The organism is uncultured Paraglaciecola sp. (assembly GCF_913020055.1).
Lineage (GTDB): Bacteria > Pseudomonadota > Gammaproteobacteria > Enterobacterales > Alteromonadaceae > Paraglaciecola.
Genome location: NZ_CAJWCF010000046.1, coordinates 17,587 through 36,905, shown reverse-complemented (window position 1 = coordinate 36,905; position 19,319 = coordinate 17,587). Strand labels below are relative to the sequence as shown.

The following is a 19,319-nucleotide window of genomic DNA, read 5'->3' as shown; positions in this document are numbered from 1 at the left end:
GAAAGATAAGCCATCCCTTAATTTAACTGACGTAGAGCTTAACGCTATGATCGTTGCTTAAGCAGATCTGGGGTTATGTAGAATGTGTGACACTTTTACTAAAGCTTTATGACGGTTTAAACCGCCCCTAAAATCTTTTTACGCTGGATTTGCTGTGTACTAGCAGTATACTCAAAGTTGACCTAGCTATATTTGGAACAAACATGGATTACAATACTTCTACTCTTTGTGATGTTTTTGCCGACAGTGTTGACGTGGTTGAACCCATGTTTGTAAGTTTTGGAGGACGAGCCTCTTATGGTGGTGAAATTACTACCATAAAATGTTTTGAAGATAAGGGCTTAGTGCTTAAAACATTAGAACAACCTGGATTAGGTAAAATCCTTTTAATCGATGGCGGTGGCTCAATGCGTAGAGCTCTGATTGACTCCAGTGCTGCTCAATTAGCCTTTGATAATGGTTGGGAAGGCATCGTATGTTACGGCAGCGTGCGAGAAGTTGATGAGCTAGAAGAAATAGACATTGGTATTCATGCCATAGCTTCAATCCCAGTGAGTGCTGATGACCAAGAAACGGGTGAAATCGATGTGGCAGTTAACTTCGGTGGCGTGACATTTTTACCAGAAGACCATTTGTATGCAGACAGCACAGGCGTCATTCTTTCACCAGAGCCACTAGATCTTGAATAGCGGTAATTATTGATGCAGGTTAATGTAAATTAAAATTTAGCTAACTAGTTATAATAAAAAAGGCCGCTATTCGATGAATAGCGGCCTTTTAATTTAAACTTACTTATTTTGTGCAGTCTTACTTACCAACCAATACTGATACGTTTTTAATACCGGCTCTTTTCACTTCGTTGATAACTTCAGTTACATCACCGTGTTCAGCTTTTGGGTGAGCCTGAACAGCCGCCGAATCTTGGTTGTTCTCAGCCAAGAAGCTTTGGATATTGGCTTCAACGCGGCGAATATCTACTTGACGACCGTTAACGACAATAGTGCCATCTTCATTCACTCGAATAGATAACGACTTAACATTAGTCGGCGGTGGAGGCGTTTTAGAATCTTTGGGACGACTCACTTCTAGACCTTTCTCTTTCACGAAAGAAGTGGTCACAATAAAGAAGATAAGCATGATGAACACTATGTCCAACATGGGAGTCATGTCAATTGCAGCATCGTCGTCAGAACTGCCGTGCTTTTTTCTTTTCATCGGTATAAATCGCCAATTGGGTTAAAACGAGACTGCCCATTATAGAGACAGTTATGCTTCAGAACATCTATTAATTCCCTTTAAATTAAAAAAATGCTCTTGTTTAAGATTTCTCACTGATCTATAGCGTGCCCCAAATGACAAAAATAATCCAGTAGGATTTTTCAAATTGTTGTTCTGAATAAACCTTGTGAGCAGACGTCATCTTTATCAAAAGCCTGTTTTCACTACTCTAACTGGTTATCTACAAATGATAGATATTCTTATTAACCTGCCCAAACAATGATTAACTAATAAACAGATAATAAGAATTAATGGCTCTAATGATAAGAATTAAGGGGAAGAATAATTTTAGCGTTTTAATACCATCAGAAATATTATCTGCAGATATTTGAACATTCTCAATACATTTGAAGCTCATACTTTAGTCTAAAACCAGCTGTATTTTGTAGCAAACATGTCGCAAATCTGGTTAATTATCGCTACCCGTTTGCTCTTAGAAAATTTACCTGTCTTTACTTTAAAAGTTAACGGCCAACATGCTCATTATCTTTGAAAATCTAAGTTAGTTTTTAATATTGACGACAATTTTTTTAAAAGCGCTTTACTCTATACTCAATAAATACCGTTATTTGAACGTTGTATTAAAGGATTTTTATGTCACATGAAGTTTTGTTTGCGCGTCAGCCAATTTATGATCGTGGAAATGCCATTTATGCATTTGAGTTACTTTATCGTGGAGATTTATTGCTACCACCTTCGGTGCAATCAGTAAAAGCTACGGTAGAGGTGATAGTCAATTATTGCTCAGGGCTTATCGATGATAATGCGACATTAGGTCATCCAATTTTTTTGAATGTGGATGAAGGATTTATTACTTCAAACGTATTTATACCTTTATCTCCAGATAACTTGGTCATAGAGATTTTAGAGACTGTAAAACCAACACCTGAAGTGATTAACTCGCTAACAAACTTACGAAAACAAGGTTATAAACTTGCACTAGATGATTTTATCTTTACACCTGGAAGCGAAGCTTTTTTCCCACTGGTTTCGATCATTAAGATCGATGTGCTCAATGTTGACATCTCAACACTTAAAGATCAGCTTAAAAAATTCAATTTTGTCGGCAAAACACTATTGGCTGAAAAAGTTGAAGATGAAGCTACTTATCAGATTTGCAAAGAGTTAGGTTTTGATTTGTTTCAAGGTTACTACTTGGAACATCCAACCATAATTGAGGGACGTAATTTTACTGGCAGTAAACAAACATTGTTGAACTTAGTGTCGGAACTTTGCAAAGAAAACGTCAGCGTTAAAGAAGTGTCTGATTTAATTGCTGCCGATCCTAGCCTAGTACTTAAAATCCTTAAGATTGTAAATTGTCCCATTTATCCGTTTAAACATGAAATAACCAACTTACGAGAGGCTGTCATCAAGCTCGGTATAGTGGTCGTGAAAAAATGGGCGATTATTTTATCTTTAGTCGCAGGTTCTGATCAACCAAGTGAATTGTTTCGTACTTTGTTGGTAAGAGCTAAAACATGTCAACTATTTGCAGTAAGTAGTAAACAAAAAAACGCTGAGGATTATTTCATTGTAGGGCTGTTTTCGGGGCTGGATGCAGTGTTAAAAATTGAAATGGTGACCTTGCTGGACAATATAAATTTTCCAGCACATGTTAAGGAAGAATTACTGTCTTCAAACAAAAGTGAAAGTAGCGTTTTAAACTATGTTTTTGGGTATGAAAAAGGGCGACTTCTTCCCGCAAGAGTGATTAATAAGTTGGACGAAGCCTATTGGGATGCCACTATTTGGGCTGATGAGTTGATGCAATTTGCTGTGCCAAAATAATGTGATTTTGGCCAAAGGGATTCATTTTGTTGGTGATGTTTTCAGGTTTTTATTGCCGTACCTAAATAATAAAAATAATCGAGCAGGTTTTTAGAAATTGTTGCCCTGAGTTCGTTTGCTGGGTAGATCCCCATCTTTGCTTCTGGGCTTTGTTTAGTGCCTTGCACCAAAAATGCATTTTTGATGTGGTGATCTTGAATACTAGCCTCAAAGGCACGAGCAACAAGTTCTTGTGGGCGAGCGTAATAAAATGTTTTTAGTAGTTTATCAGCTTGTGCGCTGCGATTGACGTACTCATTAGGTTGGCTTTTATCGGTAGTTAAAAAGATTGATTCGAAGGACAAGCTGAGTTTTTCATTTAGTTGATGCGATATTTGCGGCTGATCTTGTAACCAACACTGAGAAGCAAACTGTTCATGGGATGTATGAATAAATAATTTATCACAAATATAATGGTCAAAAGCGTGGAACCATTCATGGGCAAGTGCGCCGCCTCCAGCATTTTTGGCCAGTGCTAACTTTTTGGTATTAGACTCATAATGGGCACTGCTATGTTTTCTTCCGCCGCTACCAAATGCCAATGACAAACTACCATTTAAAGAAATGACCGCCTCAGGCACCTGTAAAATATCCATTAAGTCACATAAAGCATCAAAAAATAGGTTGGCTGCAATTTGTTGCTCTGCTGCAGTAACCCATTTGCCAATTGTCACAGTACGAAAGCCAAAAATTTTAACTATATCTTGAAAACTAACGTCGGCACCATCTCGGTGTGAAGGGCCGTTCCGATAGTAAGGTTTATGAATACGGGAGTCGGGAGTATGCACTGTGTTAATTACAGGGTTTCTATTTCAGCTATTAACTGGTTACACCAATTGTCGATACGTTCATCGGTTAAATCATATTGGTTTTCGTCATCAAGACACAAACCAACAAAAAAACTTTTGTCTTCAGTGAGCGCTTTCGAGGCAATAAAGTCGTATCCATCGTTAGGCCAATAACCCACAAAATTACAGTCTAATACCAGCAGTTCATCATGCAACATGCCCACTGCATCTTGAAACCACTCTGCGTAACCTAGTTGATCGCCCAAACCAAAAATGGCGACGGTTTTATTGGCTAGGTTTAGTCCAGATATGTCTTGCCATTTGGATTCCCAGTCCTCTTGCAGTTCGCCAAAATCCCAGGTGGAAATACCAAAAATCAAAATTTCAAAATCTTCTGCTTGGGTCAGTGATACGTCTTTAATATTCAATAATTCAATGCAGGGATAACCCATTAACTGGTCTATCTTAGCCTGAATTTTTTCAGCTGCCATTTCAGTGTAACAAGTGGTTGAGCCGTAAAATAAGCCGATTTTTAATTCGTTATTAATCATGAAATCCTATATGAAATGAGGCATTGGTGAGGTTATTCACAAGCAGTGGCCGAATAGTAAGTTATTGAATTAATGAGGTTTTGTTTTAGTTGGTAAATCGATAATGCACATTGTGAATGTTCCCCATCATTCGAGAATGCCTCTTCTATAACAGCTACAGTGTCACCAAGCGTCATAGATTTTTTAATCTGTGAGCGGGCCTGAGAGCGTTGTTTAAAGTGGGCAATCATTGCAGTTCTCAAAGCGTCCTTACCATCTGTTTCAATGAGTATTTGATCATCAATGTTATATAACCATTTCACTTGTTCACTGGTTTTTTCAAGCATTTTTTCAATATCATGTTGATTGTAAGCATCGATAAATAACGTTACTTGTTTTGATGATGCAGCTGCAGTAGAAACAGCCCAACTGACCAACACTATCAAGCATAGAATTTTCACTGTGTTCCCCTCAATTATACAAGAATGCACATACACCGACACATTATACAAATAAAGTCTGGTTACGCGGCTTTTAATCGTTGATCTGAAAATTTGATGAACGGTTGTATTAACACTGCTGTCTGCAGTGTTAACAAATAATGACCAACTGGTCCAAATAAATATTTCTTCATAATTTTGAGTAGGGTAAACTAATTCAGTTATTGATTACATTGAGACAGTGGGTAAATGAGAACGTTTTTGGGTGGGATTATAGGGATGTGCGGTTTATTCGTTAGTTGTGGGAAAATCCCTGAAACGGCAACAGTAGATCAAACTTTACAAGTCAATGGACATTGGATCATGGAGCAAAATGGTCAGGTGATGCGTAACCCGCAGTCATCAGGATTAGTTAAGTGGCGTGATGGGTTGATGACATTAAGCGACCGCAGTGCCGATCCAGAGCAGCGCTTGCGTTTACGGACTATTTCTAAAGATGATGCATTGTTAGGTGCTATTGACTTCCCAATGATTTTATCTGAAGAATTACAATCAAGCTGTTTTGCCGCCTACATTACTGATAACCCTGATCTAGAGGCGCTGACTGTTGATCCTGAAGATGACCGAATATTTTATGTAGTAACTGAGGATGCCTCATATGCCGATCCGATGTCAGAAGCATGTCAGCAAAAATATTTAGATTCAGGCTCAACTAATTATCCTACATTGCTGGTGAGGCTAGAATTACAAACCAACAATATTGTACTCATTACGCATATTCGGCCTATCCAGTTTTCTGCCAGTATGCAGATTGGTGATTTCCCTAATGATGGCGTTGAAGCCTTAGCATTTGGTCAGGACCGGACTTTGTATCTAGGTATTGAAAAAGACAGTAATAAACAAGCTAGAATTTTTTCTCTACAAATGAACAACGAATTTTGGCATTCAGATGAATATGCAGCTGTAAAAACATTTGCACTCAAACTACCGACTTTTGAAAGTGGCAATCACCCCATTAACGGTATGGACTATTATCAAACGCCTGATAACCGAGAATTTTTGCTAGTGGCTGCCAGAAATGACGAAACATTATGGGTAGTCGATTTATCTGGCCAAAAAGAAACGGTCATTTTACCGGTAGATTTTTTTGCAGAAATTCAAACTAGCAGTGAAGGATGTGAAAACTACGAAGCGATGGACAATGCCTCTATAGAAGGTGTGGCTGTGGTTGATGAGACCTTATGGCTAATTAATGATCCATGGAAAGCAGTGTATTTAAATAACGTGAAATGTTCGCAAAATCGCGAAAACTATCAAATGTTTGCACCGTTGTTGTTTAGTTTGCCTATCCAATCAAAATGGTTTGATTAGTTCGAACCATTATCAATAGGTACTGGGTTTGAATCCTATGTTTTTTCTGTTGTAAAAAACTAAATGTTTACTTCTGTGTAGTTTGAGCAAGTAGATTATTCCCATTGCCGTTTTCCTCAAACATTTCTACAAATGTGCCAATGTGGCCTTCGCCAAATTACAATTCAAAGCAGAAAATTGAAAAATTTTACTAAATTATGTCTGAATGCGATGTGCTAGTTCGATGTTACGGTGAGAAACATCTATTGTTTCTTAACTATATTCATTTAATAGGCAGAATAAACATGCAATTTTTAGCTTTGATTTATGCTGGTGAAGAGCAAGATGACGTCGATTTGGAGACTTTGATAGCCCAATATCAAGCGTTTGATGAACAAGCAGAAAAGGCTGGGATTTTATTAGGAGGCAATGCGTTAGAGGCTGTTAGTACTGCTACTTCTGTAAGAGTGCGAAATTCAAAATCTGAATTAACTGACGGGCCTTTTGCTGAAACAAAAGAACAGCTTGGTGGGTATTATTTATTTGAGTGTAAAAATCTTGATGAGGCGCTGGAATGGGCAGCAAAAATCCCCAGTGCCCGTTATGGCACCATTGAAGTCAGGCCCGTGATGGTTTTTGATCAATAATATGAGTCAAAAAGTCAGAACATTTTGACAATGGATAATCTAGCACGAATTTTTCGTGCTCAATCCGGTCAGGTTTTAGCGTCTTTAATGTATTTATCACGAGACTTGCAGTTGGCCGAAGATGCACTGCAAGACGCCTGCGAACAAGCCAGTAAGAAATGGCTTGTTCAAGGAGTACCTGAAAATACTGTCGCTTGGTTACACTTAGTTGCGAAGCGTAAATTAATCGACAAATTACGGCAACAGAGCTCCCAGCAGAATCCAAATACCTTACAGTTAATTGAGCAATCTCTTTACGTACAAGACGACACTGACTTAGAAACAGACTATGAGGTGCCCGATGAAAGGTTAAGGCTAATCTTTATCTGTTGCCATCCAGCGCTAAGTGAAGCGGCGCAAGTAGCACTTACGTTGCGAACTTTGTGTGGCTTAAGTGTGAGAGAAATTGCCCGTGCCTATCTATTGTCAGAAGTCGCGGTAGGGCAGCGCATCACTCGGGCAAAGAAGAAGATAAGGGATGCCGGTATCAGCTATGATGTTCCTAACGCTAAGCAACTCAGCATTAGACTGCCATCAGTGTTGAAAGTGATTTATCTTATTTATAATGAATCGTATTCTGCTTATGAAGGTCAAACTTTAAACAGGCAAGATTTGGCCAACGAAGCCATTAGGTTAAGTTTGTTGATGGTAAAGCTGGTACCCAACGCTGAAGTATTTGGTTTAGCTGCTTTGATGTTATTTCATGATGCACGTCGATTGTCTCGCAGCTCAGCTACCGATCCTTATATAACCCTAGAACAGCAAAATAGAACTTTATGGGATCAGGATAAAATAGAGCAAGCGGATGTTTTTATTCATAAAGCTTTAGAGTATAAACAGCGTGGTCCCTATCAGATTCAAGCTGCCATTAGTGGTTTACATTCAAGGGCAAAAAGTTGGGAAACTACCGATTGGGCACAAATTCAGTTGTTATATATGAGTTTGTTTCATTTGCACCCTTCTCCTGTTGTTGCGCTTAACCTTGCCATTGCTAAGGCAAATGGAGGGTTACTTAAGCAAGCTTATGAAGAGGTTGTCACGCTGAAAAATGAGCTTAATCAATATCAGCCTTATTATGCAGCACGCGGAGAGTTAGAAAGTCGTTTGAATTTGACTGAACGGGCTATTTCTTCAATTAGTAAGGCAATTAGTTTGAGTAAAAATAGTATAGAGCGGGACTTCTTAATAAAAAAGAGAGGGCAATTGCTCAAACTGTAATCCATAACGCATTTAAAGACGTAGATATTATATAGTTTGAATAATAGTGCGTATCAAATGATTCAAAATTCTCCTCTGACTATTTTTTATGATAGTTACTGCCCATTATGTTTAATGGAAATGGACAAGTTAAAACAGCTAGATAAACATCAAAATCTTTCTTTTGTTGATATTCAGCATCCCTCTTTTTCCGCTCGTTATCCTCACTTAGATTGGCAATCTTTGAACGCTCGTATTCATGGTTATTTGCAGGATGGACGTCTTATCAGTGGATTAGATGTGACATATTTAGCTTGGAAATTGGTCGGTAAAGGTTGGGTATATGCGCCGTTACGATGGCCGGTCATCAGTTGGTTTGCCGATATTGCATATAATGTATTTGCTAAACATCGCTACCGTATTTCTTATCTTCTAACGGGTAAGAAACGTTGTGTTCCCTGTGAAGCTAAAGGTGAAAAAATTGATGTATAAAGGCAATGCATTGGTAATAGGTGCCTCTGGAGGCATAGGAAAAGCCTTGGTTAAGCAATTATATGAATCAGGTGAATATGAAAAGGTGTATGCGGTATCCCGTACTTCTGCAGCATCACCTGTAAATGGTGTTCAGTATCATAGTTTGGACTCTGAAAATGCAAGCCTAGTTGCTCAATATTGCCAACAGCTTAAGCAAGATAATGGTCAGTTTACTTTAGTGGTTTGTTGCATCGGTGCTCTACATGCTACGGATGCTGATAACCAACGAATTATGCCTGAAAAACGTTTGGAGGATATACAGCAAGACCAACTAAGTTTTTACTTCAAAACAAATGCCATATTACCAGCTATATGGTTAAAACATGTTGAATCGATACTTAAGGGCACTGAACCTGCAAAATTAGTTTTTTTTAGTGCCAGAGTTGGCAGCATTAGTGATAATCAATTAGGTGGTTGGTATGGCTATCGAGCCAGTAAAGCTGCACTTAATATGATGATAAAGTGTGCTCAAATTGAATGTCAAAGACGTGCCAAAAATATTAGCTTAATTAGTTACCACCCAGGCACAGTTGAAACAGAGCTGTCCAAGCCGTTTCAGTCGAAAGTGCCAACAGGAAAATTATTTACTGCTAATTTTACAGTCACCCAGTTACTTAAAATTATCCCTAGTCTTAGCGCTGAAAACGGGCCCCATTACATTGATTGGCAAGGTAACGACATCCCATGGTAATAAGCTGTAAACATTTTTTGTGATTTTTGTAGTGCTTGAATTGCCAACATAAAAGACTTTATGGATCTCTGCTGGTAACATCTGTAAGAATTATAAAAATAATAAAGGATAGGTTATGAGCGCACCTCGCGAACAGTTTGGTTCTCGTTTAGGTTTTATTCTAGCTGCAGCTGGTTCGGCTGTGGGTATCGGTAATATGGTAGGTTTCCCTGTTGCGGCTACTAAAAATGGTGGTGGCGCATTCTTATTAATTTATGCCCTTTTTGTAGCTTTTATTTGTTTGCCTGTGATGTTGGCTGAAATGTCTGTAGGTAGACATAGCCGTAAAGACCCACTCGGTGCTTATTCATCTTTGACAGACGGCCATAAAGGCTGGAAGTTAGCTGGTTGGCTTTCGATTATTACGCCCTTCATGATCGCAGTTTTTTACTTGGTTATCACTGTTTGGATATTCGGTTATTTGTTTCACTCCATAACCGGTAACTTAGACATGCTGGCCGCTCCTGATACGTTTGGTTCCTTTATCAATGGTTACGACTTGTTTTATTACATGGTTGGGGTTTTGGCTGTTATTTATTTGATCTTGCAAGGCGGAGTAAGCCAAGGGATTGAAAAAGCAGCTAAATTTATGATGCCCACCCTGTTTGTCATGCTGGTGGCTTTAGTCATTTTTGTACTGACACTGGATAATGCTTTTGAAGGTGTGAAGTATTATGTGATCCCAGATTTCAGTAAGATTAATGCATCTGTGGTCAATGGTGCGTTATCTCAGGCGTTCTTTTCATTATCTTTGGGTATGGGGATCATGATCACCTACGGTTCGTATCTGGATAAAAAGGCCGACGTACCTGGTTCTGCAAAAATGGTAGCACTACTCGATACTGCAGTGGCCTTTATCGCTGGTTTATTGATTCTACCGGCTGTATTTTCCTTTAATCCTGATATTAACACCAATGATCTAAGCGACTCATCAGTTGGTATGATATTTACGTTTTTACCTAAAATATTTTTAGCATTACAAACCACTATTGGTTATGTGGGAGCCAGCGCCATTGCTAGCTTCTTCTTTTTGTTAGTGTTTTTTGCTGCGATTACCTCGATTGTGTCTATATTCGAAGTGCCAGTAGCGGCCTTGATGGATGAGAAAAAATTCAGCCGACGCAAGGCACTTGGTTGGATGGGGCTACTATTAGTCATTTTCTCGTTAATGGCTGCAACTTCATTCGGAATGGTTGATTTCTTTACTGGTTTTATAAGTTATGCCGGGCAGTCTAAGTCATTCTTTGACGTGATAATTGATGTGTTTTACGACACTATTTTGCCTCTCAATGGTCTATTAATATGTATTTTTGTTATCTACCGTTGGAAGAAGGAAAATTTCAATAAAGAGCTCGATGAAGGTTCACCTAGTTATGAACATAGCTGGTTTGAACGTTATGTTGATTTTTCCGTAGGTACTTTTATTCCTGTTATTTTGTTGTTGGTGTTCATTAACACAGTAGCGTTGAAATATTTTGGAACTGCATTGATCGGTTAAGACCTAGTGCACCAAAACTGTCATAAAGCCAAACCTCAAAAGTTTGGCTTTTTTGTTTTGGTTTGATTGTTAGTAATTTGTCTAGGCAGGTTCATTATCTCGATAACATATCGTAAGGGCTAGGATATTTAAGGTTTATGCCTAATAAACTTAAGCTGTCTCTCCCATCGATTAACTTGCCGTTTGTCGGTGCTTGCTGTTCGATGAACGAGGGAGGTATTAAACTGAGTTGTTCTGCCGCCCAGGTATAATATTCGTGCCTAGTCGGGTGTTCTGTTGAACATATCACTAAAGTATGCCCCCAAACCTTGTTTTTGATAACAGATTCAATGCTTTGAATAACATCATATTGATGCACTAAATTAACTATTTTATTTGGTGCGGCTAATTCGGTTTTTGCTGCTAGGTAGTTTACTGGGTGCCTGTCCTCACCCACTAGTCCAGAAAGTCTAAGTATGCTGGCTTGACTAGCGAAATAGCGTTGTACCTTTTGTTCTACCAGCAAGTTAATTTGGCCCGATTCAGAGCTTGGATGAGTTGGACTTTTTTCTGTAACGACTGCGTTTTGCTCACCATACACAGATGTAGTACTGATAAAGATAACCTGCTTAATACTACTTTTGGCAGCTTGCTTTAATAAGTCATGCATATTGATGCTGAATGTTTCAGAAGATAGTGTTTTTCGACCGACTGGAATATTTAAAATCAGTAAGTCAGAACTAAAAATAGGAGTGAATTTTTTCTGGCTAAGTGTCGCTCCTAATTCGAACTGGACAGCGGTGAATCCTAGTGAATTTAGCTGTGAGCAACCAGTTTCAGAACGGCGAGTAGCCACAATACTGTGACCACTTTTTTGTAGACTAAGACCTAGTGGCAAGCCTAACCAGCCGCAACCAACAATTGCTATTTTCACTATTATTTTTCATCCTACTAGGTGACTTAGCCTAAATTATTACATAGCATCATATTGTTCGCTTACGTGAATGACATCAAGCTTGGAAAGTTGTTTGATGTTCATTTGTAAATAGTTTTCAGCTACGTCGACTCTGGCCAAAGTAGCGCATAACTCTTCTGCTTTGTCTTCAAGTGCTTCAGCTTGATATTCTACTTTTTGTTCCATCTGTTCGCCAAAACGTTCCATTTTTTGTTCGAATTCAGTCATGTCTCCACCACTAAAAATGAGCTGAGTACCTATAGCAACCATTAGGTGGCCAATTGAATCCGTGACTAAATCTTCGATAGCGTCTTCAAATTGAGCTTCCCATTGTTCGCCAAAAAACTCACCATTTTCAAACGATTCGGAGTGTAAACGAATGTCACCATTGTCCGCATAAAAATTATATTGAATTTGCTGATCAAGGTTGCGTAATTTTTCTGACAAGTCCTCTAAGGCAGTATTATCTGAACCTAGTAGTTCGGTAAATACCTCATTTAGTGCGGTACTTGCCAACGCGACAGCATCGGTGGCTATAGCTGCTGCTTGAGGTGCAGCTAGGTTGATTCCATCATAATAGTTGTCCACCCAACTTTGTTGTTGGGTATCTAGCGTTAAAGCAATGCCATCAACATACAAGATTTTATCTTGATCTATGGTAAGGCGGGTATCGTTGTCTAACTTGACTGCTAATACGTTGTTTTCTAATTGCATGTTGCCGTTGAGTTCGACGTTACACTGATTAGCAATAACTGGAAGTGAGCAACAAGCTAACGCTCCTGCAAATATTACTGTACGCATAAAATTCTCCTAGCTGATTAATAATGGTTGACTCATTTTATAGAGCAAAGCCTAGGCCAGAAATAAAAACCTATAAAAAACAGTTAGATATGATTTATATATGCTCAGTTCAATCGATGTTAAAGCTGAAGTTAGTGAATATCGCTAATAAGTGAGATTTTATGCCAATATAAATTTCCTTTTATGTCTTTTGGCATTCTGGGTTTTTGGTGCATAATGTCCATAATTTGGAATACGTAGGAATTGACTGATGAGTAATTGGCTCGAACCCATTTTGTTTGGTTTTACATTAATCACCTTTGTTTTAGGTACTAGCAGCATTATTATGAGCTTTTTACCTACACCAGAAGGTGTGAACGTTATGCAGTCTAAGGTGGAATATGGCTTTTTTGGCGCGTCAGCGTTGGTCTTATTCGTAGTGTTTTTATACGCTTTGGCGACTGTTTAGTATTAGACTGATGTAAGAAATTAGGGCTTATCACTAACACGTTGGTAAGCTCTTAATCTAAATGCTGGCAGTATCGCAAGCAAGTGATCAAAAATATCGCTTTGGATCCCTTCATAATTAACCCAGTTTTTATCCGCACAAAAACAATAAATTTCTAGAGGAACTCCAAGTTCTGTAGGTGGTCTTTGGCGCACCATTAAAGTCATGTCTTGGTTAATATCAGGGTGGTTTTCTAAGTACGCCTGCATATACGCTCGCAATGTGCCAATGTTGGTAAGCCTGCGGCTGTTAACTAAATCTGTGCTATCGATTTTTTGCTCATTATGAAAACGCTGTAGTTTTTCGAGTTTGGCTTGAATATAGCTTTTTATATAGCGAATTTTGGAAAATTCATCCAGCATATCCTGATCACAAAAACGTATGCTTTGGATATCGATATTCAAAGAGCGCTTAATACGACGGCCACCACTTTCGCTCATGCCTCGCCAATTTTTCACCGGCTCTGAAATAAGCGCATAAGTGGGGATGGTCGAGATTGTTTTATCCCAATTTTGCACTTTCACGGTCGTTAAGCCTACCTGCAATACGTCACCATCAGCCCCATATTTGGGCATTTCTATCCAATCTCCGGTGTTAACCATTCGATTTGCAGCTATCTGAATACCGGCAACAAAACCTAAAATAGTATCTCGGAATAATAACAACAGAATGGCGGTAACTGCACCTAACCCTGATAGCAGCAATAGTGGTGATTTGTCCATTAAGTTAGAAATGATCAATAAGCCGGCAATGATGACGATAAATAATTTAGCGACTTGAATGAAACCAGTAATGGGGGCTTTTTTAGCCAAATTTGAGGCGTTATACGTGTCCTCGATGGTATTCAACAGCGCACTGATTGCCATGACAGCAGAAATAAGCACATAGATGACTGCTGATTTTTGCAAGAATGCCAGCAATGCTGGGTTTTCAATGAGCAATTGGCTAAGTAAATAAATAAAAACAGCTGGTACAATATGCCCGATACGTTTGAAAAAACCATGTTGATGTAACTCGTCGTCAAATTGGTTTTTGCTCTTTAAAACAAGTTTTCGTACGCGGCTATTGAGTAAACTTTTGGTTATCCAATTACTCAGCCAAGCGATGGTGAAAATTCCAGCCAAAGCCGTTATTTGAAATGCCCAGCTCTGAGGCGTAACTTGAATACCAAAATACGCTAATAGTGATATTAAATTTTCTGAAATGTAGTGAGTTTCTTGCACTTATTTAGTCCCTTTTAATTCGGTAATAAGTTTATCTTTGTTTTGCCAAATCGAATTTAACCACTCTTGAAAACCGAGTTTAAATTTTTCATCTTTAAAATAATCACCAACAATTTCATCAGTAACTGGATGTACATTCACTCGGATAATAACCTTTTTTAGCCGGCCATTTAACATTGCCATCATAGGACTACCGTTTGTCTCAGGATATATTATTGTAATATCCAGAACACTAGTGAATAACTCACCCATAGTTGCTAACGTAAATGCAATGCCTCCTGCTTTAGGAGGTAAAAGGTTTATAAATGCGCTTTGTTTTAATTGTTGCTTTTCTGGGGTAAAACGATTGCCTTCGACAAAATTGATGACTGTAGTAGGCAACTGGCGAAATTTTTCACAAGACTTTTTGGTGGTGGCAATGTCTTTACCTTCTAAATGGGGATTTTTTTGCAAAAACGCTTTGTTATATCGCTGCATAAACGGCATGTCTAATGCCCATGCTCCAAGCCCTACAAAAGGTAGCCAAATTAATTCTTTTTTAAGAAAAAATTTCGGTGCGGGAATTTTGCCAGCGGCAAAATCGGTTAACAAAATAATATCTAACCAACTTAGGTGATTCGCTACTATTAGATACCACTCGTTTTTGCTCAGTTCACCTTCAATCGCATAGTCTAATTCCACTTTATTCATACATTTTATTAAACTAACACTGCAAATTCCAAAAGCGCACATCATGAAATTCAATATGACATTGGTAGGTTTAGTGATAAAGGAGAAAGGTAGAATAAACTTCACTAAACCAAACAACGTGATAGAAATTGCCCAAAACGCTAGACTTATCATCTGCAAGGTTAAGTGTATTGGGAACACAATAAAACGTGGAAAAATACTAAACATCTTGCGACTTCTCTGCCAAAAGTGCTTGCAACTCTTGGTCTTTTTGCTGCCATAATTCCGTTAACCAACGTTGAAATTTAACTCTTTGTGTATGGTCATCGAAGTAATCATCGCCATAAACATCACTGTTTAATAAATCTTGGATAGATAACACTTTAATCTGCACTTGTACTTTGTTGACTTTGCCACAGGCAAAGTCCCAGAAAGTAGGTGTTCCTTCAGGGTAATGGATAGTGACATCGAGTAATTTATGAAGCTGCTGTCCCATGGCCCCTAAAACAAAAGCCATACCGCCCGCTTTAGGTTTTAGTAAGTGTTGAAATTTTTCCCCTTGGCGTATCCGTTTTTGTTCAGTTAACCGCGTACCTTCTACAAAATTCATGATACTGACGGGTTTGAACGTAAACTTTTCGCAAGCCTTACGGGTATTTTCTAAATCTTTACCTTTTAAGTGGGGATGTTTGGCCAATAACGCTTTGCTGTATCTATGCATAAAGGGAAAATCTAATGCCCACCAAGCTAAACCAAGAAAAGGTACCCAAATGAGTTCTTTTTTGAGGAAAAATTTTAGAAAAGGAATTTTGTGATTAAAAACCCGTTGTAACACTAATATATCAACCCAAGAGCGGTGGTTTGATATGACCAAATACCAATCTCTTTTACTTAGTCCTTCCAGCCCTGTGGCTTCAAATTTAGTACGACTAAATAAATTCTGATTTGCACTGTTGACCGATATCCAATTTGTTGCACAACCATCTAACAAATAAGACATAAATGTTTGCCATATTTTAATGGGAATTAACTTGAGAAATGAACAAATTAAAATGGGAATTAGCCAAAAAATGGTGTTAATAAAATAACAAAATGCCGATATGGCACCAAACAATGGGGAAAAAATCGTTGAAAACATGCTGTAAAACGTCACTACTACTTTAAATCTGCCACAAGTTTAAACTAAAAACATGTATGAGATGTAGTAGTTATTGTTTTCCATTGTGTATGGGTAAAGACAGGCATTGCCTTTTCACCGTCTGTCCGAGATTTTCATCGGCAAAATGTGTATTATCGCCAACCCCAATATGTTTATTTGTCTCCAATAATGGTGAATAATTTTATGAAAAAACAAATTCTTCTAGTTGCAGGAATGGCAGCTATGTTTAGCCTTGCGGCCTGTGATGTTAAAGATCGCCAACAAAAAGTTAGTCAAGCCGATACCGACCAAGTGCAGTCGAGTGTTGTGCCTGAGGGATTTACAAAAATTGCCTCTGTGACTAAAAAGGCTGATGAGATTGTTATTCCTTTCACTAAATATCAGCTCGATAATGGACTAACTGTTGTTTTACATCCTGATAACTCTGACCCTTTGGTGCACGTAGACATTACTTACCATGTAGGTTCTGGTCGTGAAGAGCCTGGTAAGTCAGGCTTTGCTCACTTCTTCGAACACATGATGTTTCAAGGTTCGGAAAATGTGGCGGACGAACAACATTTCGGTTTGATCACCGAGTCTGGCGGCACACTTAATGGTTCTACCAACACCGACCGTACTAATTATTATGAAACTGTTCCTTCTAATCAATTAGAGCGAATGCTTTGGTTAGAAGCGGATCGAATGGGGTTTTTCCTCGACGCAGTGACTATAGAAAAATTCGAAAATCAGCGTGAAACTGTCAAAAATGAGCGCGGCCAAAATTATGATAATCGTCCTTATGGTCTACTTCGAGAAAGGGTTGGTGAAGCTTTATTCCCTGAAGGTCACCCATACTCTTGGTCGACTATTGGTTATATAGAAGATTTAAATCGTGCAGACTTGAACGACTTGAAAAAGTTCTTCTTGCGTTGGTATGGTCCAAATAACGCCACGTTAACAATAGGTGGCGACATGGATCAAGCGCAAACATTGGCTTGGGTGAAAAAATATTTTGGTGGTATTCCTCGGGGCCCTGAAGTGGTTAAGCCTGAGTATACTGAGGTCACCTTGGATCAAGATCGTTATATTTCTATGCAAGATAACGTCTCATTGCCTTTAGTGTATATGTCTTTCCCAACTGTGCATGCCAATCACCCAGATGAAGCACCACTCGATGTGCTTATGTCTATCCTAGGTAGTGGCAAGACGTCACTGTTATATAAAAACATGGTGAAGAACGGCAAAGCTGTTCAAGCTAATGCAAATCATGGATGTGGGGAGTTAAGTTGTCAGTTTACGTTACTGGCATTGCCAACGCCTGGTAACAGTTTGTCTGAGTTAGAAGTTATTATTCGCGCTTCACTGGATGAATTCGAAAGTAAAGGCGGGGCGACCGATGGTGATATACAGCGCGTTAAGGCTGGTATTGTATCAGGTATGGTTTACGGGCTAGAAAGCGTATCTGGAAAAGTCAGTCAACTTGCTGCCTATGAAACCTATCGAAACAATCCTAATGCCATTGGTGAAGATGTAGCGCGTTATGAAAACGTCAGCCAAGACGATGTAATGCGAGTCTATAAAAAATATATTAAAGATAAGCATGCCGTAATCATGAGCATAGTGCCTAAAGGGCAAGGTGATAAAATCGCCAAGACAGACACTTGGCAGCGTTACGAGAGAACTATTCCAGATAGTATTGAAGATGACTCAATTGCTCTGCGCCCAGGCACATCAGATTTCGATCGCTCTATGGTTCCTGCATCAGGTAAAAACCCTAGTGTTAGAGCCCCAGACATCTATAAACTAACCACTAAAACAGGCATTAAAATTTTAGGCACAGTAAATGATGAAGTGCCGACCACCACTATTCGCTTGCGTATCCCAGCAGGGCAAACCAGAGAGCCGATTGATAAGCTTGGTCTCGCCTCACTAACAGCTGCAATGGTCGGTGAAGCAACTAAAAAATCAACTGCTGAAGACTTATCTAATCAATTACAAAAATTGGGTTCAACGGTTTATTTTTCTGCCGACAATAAGTTTACCAGCATCAACATTCGCACTCTGACTAAAAACTTGGATGAGACTCTGGCTGTAGCAATAGAGCAGCTAACCCAGCCAAAATTTGATGAAGCTGATTTTATACGTCTACAAAAACAACAAATAGAAGGCCTTAAAACAGCGAAGAAAAATGCTGCTACTACTGCAACAGAAATCTTTAGTAAGTTAGTTTTTGGCAGTGATAATAGTTTCGCTCATGCTAACAACGGTACTATTTCTACTTTACAAAAACTTACTTTAAAGGATGTCTCTGAATTCTATAGTGCTAATTATGGTCCTTCAAATGCCGACCTTATAGTGGTCAGTAACTTGGCTGAAAAAGAGATTAGCAAAACGCTTAAAACCTTGGATGTTTGGCAAGGTAAAAGCAGTCCAATGCCGGCACTTAAACCCTTCCCAGAGTTGCAAGCAGGTACCTTATATTTTATCGATAAGCCAGAAGCGGCGCAGTCTGAAATACGTATTGGTAAACGCGCTCTTAACTATGACTCGGTTGGTGAGTATTACCGATCAGATTTGATGAATTATAATTTGGGTGGAGCTTTTAACAGTAGGATCAATCTTAATCTTAGAGAAGATAAGGGATACACCTATGGCGCTCGCTCCTTCTTTTATGGAAATGATTTTTACGGCTTCTATCGAGCGCAAGCGGGTGTTCGTGCTGACACCACCGCGGATTCAATAGTGCAGTTTAGAAACGAAATTTCTGCCTTTGGTGAAAAAGGTCTGACAGTAAAAGAACTGGAGTTTGTGAAAAGTGCCATTGGGCAACGTGATGCGCGCAACTATGAAACACCAAGGCAGAAGCTGAGTTTCTTATCAGAAATCATGACCTATAATTTAGATAAAGGTTTTGTAGATGAGCAAAATCAGATTTTGGAAAATGTGAGTTTAGAAGAACTGAGTGGATTGGCCGCCAAACATCTTAAACTTGACGAGATGATTACTGTAGTGGTGGGTGATAAAGCTAAAGTTATGGATAGTCTTAAACCTATGTTTGAGAATATTGTTGAGCTTGATGAAGAGGGTAAGCCACTTTAGTTAATCTGAATGTATTAACTTAATAGCCACCATTTTTCATCGATGGTGGCTATTTTTTTAGGTTCAGTTCTACATGCACCGCTACATCATAGATATTTGAGATCAGC

Annotated in this window: 19 protein-coding genes; 10 read left to right on the top strand and 9 right to left on the bottom strand. The window is 38.8% G+C overall.

The features are described 5' to 3' along the window. Positions 1 to 203: 203 nt before the first annotated feature. Complete coding sequence (gene rraA / locus QZ488_RS11570; RefSeq protein WP_293748776.1) at positions 204 to 689, top strand: ribonuclease E activity regulator RraA; 486 nt, start codon at positions 204 to 206, stop codon at positions 687 to 689. Between the two features lie 118 nt (positions 690 to 807). On the opposite strand, the gene QZ488_RS11565 is transcribed toward rraA, so the two are convergent. Next, positions 808 to 1,215: a biopolymer transporter ExbD gene (locus tag QZ488_RS11565; protein WP_293748774.1), complete on the bottom strand. Its 408-nt coding sequence runs from the start codon at positions 1,213 to 1,215 to the stop codon at positions 808 to 810. 657 nt (positions 1,216 to 1,872) lie between these two features. On the opposite strand from QZ488_RS11565, the gene QZ488_RS11560 reads away from it, so the two are divergent. Continuing rightward, positions 1,873 to 3,069 (top strand): HDOD domain-containing protein, encoded by a 1,197-nt coding sequence (locus QZ488_RS11560; protein WP_293748772.1) that lies wholly within the window; start codon positions 1,873 to 1,875, stop codon positions 3,067 to 3,069. 41 nt (positions 3,070 to 3,110) lie between these two features. Here QZ488_RS11560 and QZ488_RS11555 read toward each other — a convergent pair whose 3' ends face one another. The 3 genes from QZ488_RS11555 to QZ488_RS11545 are packed head-to-tail and all read right to left on the bottom strand — an operon-like array spanning position 3,111 to position 4,887. After that, positions 3,111 to 3,896, bottom strand: coding sequence for a CLCA_X family protein (locus QZ488_RS11555; protein ID WP_293748770.1), 786 nt, complete (start codon positions 3,894 to 3,896; stop codon positions 3,111 to 3,113). An 8-nt stretch (positions 3,897 to 3,904) separates the two neighbouring features. Further along, positions 3,905 to 4,447, bottom strand: a complete 543-nt coding sequence (gene fldB / locus QZ488_RS11550; RefSeq protein WP_293748768.1) for a flavodoxin FldB — start codon at positions 4,445 to 4,447, stop codon at positions 3,905 to 3,907. 32 nt (positions 4,448 to 4,479) lie between these two features. Beyond that, entirely contained in the window at positions 4,480 to 4,887 is a 408-nt protein-coding gene (locus QZ488_RS11545; protein WP_293748766.1) for a nuclear transport factor 2 family protein, read from the bottom strand. Between the two features lie 258 nt (positions 4,888 to 5,145). Between QZ488_RS11545 and QZ488_RS11540 the strand changes: the two genes are divergently transcribed. From QZ488_RS11540 to QZ488_RS11515, 6 genes are all read left to right on the top strand, one after another. Continuing rightward, positions 5,146 to 6,237 carry a hypothetical protein gene (locus QZ488_RS11540; RefSeq protein ID WP_293748764.1) on the top strand — a complete coding sequence of 364 codons (1,092 nt, stop codon included), beginning with the start codon at positions 5,146 to 5,148 and terminating at the stop codon, positions 6,235 to 6,237. 284 nt (positions 6,238 to 6,521) lie between these two features. Further along, complete coding sequence (locus QZ488_RS11535; RefSeq protein ID WP_293748762.1) at positions 6,522 to 6,863, top strand: YciI family protein; 342 nt, start codon at positions 6,522 to 6,524, stop codon at positions 6,861 to 6,863. A 30-nt stretch (positions 6,864 to 6,893) separates the two neighbouring features. Continuing rightward, the gene (locus QZ488_RS11530; protein WP_293748760.1) at positions 6,894 to 8,120 is read left to right on the top strand and encodes a sigma-70 family RNA polymerase sigma factor; all 1,227 of its coding nucleotides are present in this window, start codon (positions 6,894 to 6,896) and stop codon (positions 8,118 to 8,120) included. A 57-nt stretch (positions 8,121 to 8,177) separates the two neighbouring features. Beyond that, positions 8,178 to 8,591, top strand: a complete 414-nt coding sequence (locus QZ488_RS11525; RefSeq protein ID WP_293748758.1) for a thiol-disulfide oxidoreductase DCC family protein — start codon at positions 8,178 to 8,180, stop codon at positions 8,589 to 8,591. Beyond that, positions 8,584 to 9,324, top strand: coding sequence for an SDR family NAD(P)-dependent oxidoreductase (locus tag QZ488_RS11520; RefSeq protein WP_293748756.1), 741 nt, complete (start codon positions 8,584 to 8,586; stop codon positions 9,322 to 9,324). Before QZ488_RS11525 ends, QZ488_RS11520 begins: the two co-directional genes overlap by 8 nt. 115 nt (positions 9,325 to 9,439) lie before the next feature. Then, positions 9,440 to 10,861: a sodium-dependent transporter gene (locus QZ488_RS11515; protein WP_293748754.1), complete on the top strand. Its 1,422-nt coding sequence runs from the start codon at positions 9,440 to 9,442 to the stop codon at positions 10,859 to 10,861. Between the two features lie 94 nt (positions 10,862 to 10,955). Here QZ488_RS11515 and QZ488_RS11510 read toward each other — a convergent pair whose 3' ends face one another. Together QZ488_RS11510 and QZ488_RS11505 are read right to left on the bottom strand one after the other, a co-directional pair. Beyond that, positions 10,956 to 11,774 (bottom strand): SDR family oxidoreductase, encoded by an 819-nt coding sequence (locus QZ488_RS11510; RefSeq protein WP_293748752.1) that lies wholly within the window; start codon positions 11,772 to 11,774, stop codon positions 10,956 to 10,958. A gap of 39 nt (positions 11,775 to 11,813) precedes the next feature. Next, positions 11,814 to 12,596 (bottom strand): YggN family protein, encoded by a 783-nt coding sequence (locus QZ488_RS11505; protein ID WP_293748750.1) that lies wholly within the window; start codon positions 12,594 to 12,596, stop codon positions 11,814 to 11,816. 250 nt (positions 12,597 to 12,846) lie between these two features. Here QZ488_RS11505 and QZ488_RS11500 point away from each other — a divergent pair, with 250 nt between their 5' ends. Further along, positions 12,847 to 13,044 carry a hypothetical protein gene (locus QZ488_RS11500; RefSeq protein ID WP_293748748.1) on the top strand — a complete coding sequence of 66 codons (198 nt, stop codon included), beginning with the start codon at positions 12,847 to 12,849 and terminating at the stop codon, positions 13,042 to 13,044. A gap of 20 nt (positions 13,045 to 13,064) precedes the next feature. On the opposite strand, the gene QZ488_RS11495 is transcribed toward QZ488_RS11500, so the two are convergent. Genes QZ488_RS11495 through QZ488_RS11485 form a run of 3 tightly spaced genes read right to left on the bottom strand, consistent with a single transcriptional unit; the run spans position 13,065 to position 16,113 of the window. Continuing rightward, positions 13,065 to 14,306, bottom strand: a complete 1,242-nt coding sequence (locus QZ488_RS11495) for a mechanosensitive ion channel family protein (protein WP_293748746.1) — start codon at positions 14,304 to 14,306, stop codon at positions 13,065 to 13,067. After that, positions 14,307 to 15,203, bottom strand: a complete 897-nt coding sequence (locus QZ488_RS11490) for an acyltransferase (RefSeq protein ID WP_293748744.1) — start codon at positions 15,201 to 15,203, stop codon at positions 14,307 to 14,309. It abuts the gene before it with no gap. Beyond that, positions 15,196 to 16,113, bottom strand: coding sequence for an acyltransferase (locus QZ488_RS11485; protein ID WP_293748742.1), 918 nt, complete (start codon positions 16,111 to 16,113; stop codon positions 15,196 to 15,198). The genes QZ488_RS11490 and QZ488_RS11485 overlap by 8 nt, the downstream gene beginning before the upstream one ends. 204 nt (positions 16,114 to 16,317) lie before the next feature. Between QZ488_RS11485 and QZ488_RS11480 the strand changes: the two genes are divergently transcribed. After that, complete coding sequence (locus QZ488_RS11480; protein WP_293748740.1) at positions 16,318 to 19,212, top strand: pitrilysin family protein; 2,895 nt, start codon at positions 16,318 to 16,320, stop codon at positions 19,210 to 19,212. The last annotated feature ends 107 nt before the right edge of the window (positions 19,213 to 19,319 follow it).

Bases quoted from the DNA above. Each gene is read 5' to 3' on its own strand.
- rraA (WP_293748776.1), top strand. From the start codon at position 204: ATGGATTACAATACTTCTACTCTTTGTGATGTTTTTGCCGACAGTGTT.
- QZ488_RS11565 (WP_293748774.1), bottom strand. From the start codon at position 1,215: ATGAAAAGAAAAAAGCACGGCAGTTCTGACGACGATGCTGCAATTGAC.
- QZ488_RS11560 (WP_293748772.1), top strand. From the start codon at position 1,873: ATGTCACATGAAGTTTTGTTTGCGCGTCAGCCAATTTATGATCGTGGA.
- fldB (WP_293748768.1), bottom strand. From the start codon at position 4,447: ATGATTAATAACGAATTAAAAATCGGCTTATTTTACGGCTCAACCACT.
- QZ488_RS11540 (WP_293748764.1), top strand. From the start codon at position 5,146: ATGTGCGGTTTATTCGTTAGTTGTGGGAAAATCCCTGAAACGGCAACA.
- QZ488_RS11535 (WP_293748762.1), top strand. From the start codon at position 6,522: ATGCAATTTTTAGCTTTGATTTATGCTGGTGAAGAGCAAGATGACGTC.
- QZ488_RS11530 (WP_293748760.1), top strand. From the start codon at position 6,894: ATGGATAATCTAGCACGAATTTTTCGTGCTCAATCCGGTCAGGTTTTA.
- QZ488_RS11525 (WP_293748758.1), top strand. From the start codon at position 8,178: ATGATTCAAAATTCTCCTCTGACTATTTTTTATGATAGTTACTGCCCA.
- QZ488_RS11520 (WP_293748756.1), top strand. From the start codon at position 8,584: ATGTATAAAGGCAATGCATTGGTAATAGGTGCCTCTGGAGGCATAGGA.
- QZ488_RS11515 (WP_293748754.1), top strand. From the start codon at position 9,440: ATGAGCGCACCTCGCGAACAGTTTGGTTCTCGTTTAGGTTTTATTCTA.
- QZ488_RS11505 (WP_293748750.1), bottom strand. From the start codon at position 12,596: ATGCGTACAGTAATATTTGCAGGAGCGTTAGCTTGTTGCTCACTTCCA.
- QZ488_RS11500 (WP_293748748.1), top strand. From the start codon at position 12,847: ATGAGTAATTGGCTCGAACCCATTTTGTTTGGTTTTACATTAATCACC.
- QZ488_RS11490 (WP_293748744.1), bottom strand. From the start codon at position 15,203: ATGTTTAGTATTTTTCCACGTTTTATTGTGTTCCCAATACACTTAACC.
- QZ488_RS11485 (WP_293748742.1), bottom strand. From the start codon at position 16,113: ATGTTTTCAACGATTTTTTCCCCATTGTTTGGTGCCATATCGGCATTT.
- QZ488_RS11480 (WP_293748740.1), top strand. From the start codon at position 16,318: ATGAAAAAACAAATTCTTCTAGTTGCAGGAATGGCAGCTATGTTTAGC.